1 protein-coding gene is annotated in these 1175 nt (G+C 70.4%); it reads left to right on the forward strand.

Annotated elements, in window-relative coordinates:
* Nucleotides 1–699 (forward strand): alpha/beta hydrolase (locus ABZ453_RS51365; protein ID WP_359027003.1); only part of this gene is annotated, 699 nt, incomplete at its 5' end.
* Nucleotides 700–1175: the final 476 nt, after the last annotated feature.

Raw genomic sequence — 1175 nt, forward strand, 5'->3', positions numbered from 1 at the left:
ATGCCGATGCTCTCGCACCAGTACACCGTGTACGCCCTCGACCTGCCCGGGATGGGCTATTCCGAGATCGTGCCCGGCGCCTCCTACGACGAGCCGGCGCTGCGTGCGGGCGTCAAGCGGCTGCTGACCGAACTCGACCTGCACGACGTGACGTTGGTCGGCGAGTCCCTGGGAGCGGTGCTCGCCCTGACCACCGCGGCCGACCTCCCGGAACGGGTGCGCCGCGTCGTCTCGGTGAATGCGTACGACTACCGCGACGGAATCGCCCGCTCCAGCCTCCTCGCCCGCCTGGTGATCGGCGGGATCATCGCGCCAGGGGTGGGCAGTTTGATCGCCCAGCAGGAGCCCAGGCCCGTCCTGCGCAGAATCCTGCAGGGCGGCGTCGGCGACAAGACGGCGTTCCGGGAGGACTACCTGGACGAGCTCCTCCAGTCAGGAAGGCGCCCCGGCTTCCCGACCGTTGCCCGCGCCTTGTACCGGAACATGCCCACCCTCATAGCGGCCCGCTCGCGCTACCCCGACGTCAAGGCCCCCGTCCATCTCGTCTACGGCGAGAACGACTGGTCCCGGCCCTCGGACCGGGAGGCCAACAAGAAGCTGCTGCCCACCGCCGACTTCACCGAGGTGCCGGGAGCGGATCACTTCATCTCGCTGGAGAGGCCGGAGGTGGTGGCCAACCTGTTGAATGCCATGGCATGACCGGCGTGGCCACTGAACGCCACGCGGCGGACGGGGCAACTCCGGTCGTCGGGTTCACGGAACAGTCGTGATGTCCCGGCCTCCGAGGCCGCCCGGCCGACGGCACGATGCCGCCAACGCGGTCGTCTGGGCCTCCTCGGAGCGTGCCGCGCGCCGGGTCACCGGGCAGGTGTCGCGGTCAGCGGCGGGTACTCGATGCCTTGATCAGGGGCTGCCTGAGGCGGGAGGCCCGGCGCGCGGAGTGCGCGCCGGGTCTCGAAGGCGCGGTCCCGGTCAGGGGGCGCCGAGATGCTCGTAGCGCTCAGGCAGCGCGCGTTCGACGAGCTTGCCGGCGGGGTTGGGGGCAGCTCGGACGCGAAGTCCGCACTGCACAGCGACTGGTAGGGACGACGCACTCTCGGACGTGGTCCGTCAGGTAGTGGTAGCCGTCCTCGTCCAGACGGCCGGCGTCTTCGACCATGGCCAGCGTGCTGCTC

The sequence above is a fragment of the Streptomyces sp. NPDC005799 genome (genome assembly GCF_040630525.1).
Classification (GTDB): domain Bacteria; phylum Actinomycetota; class Actinomycetes; order Streptomycetales; family Streptomycetaceae; genus Streptomyces; species Streptomyces griseorubiginosus_B.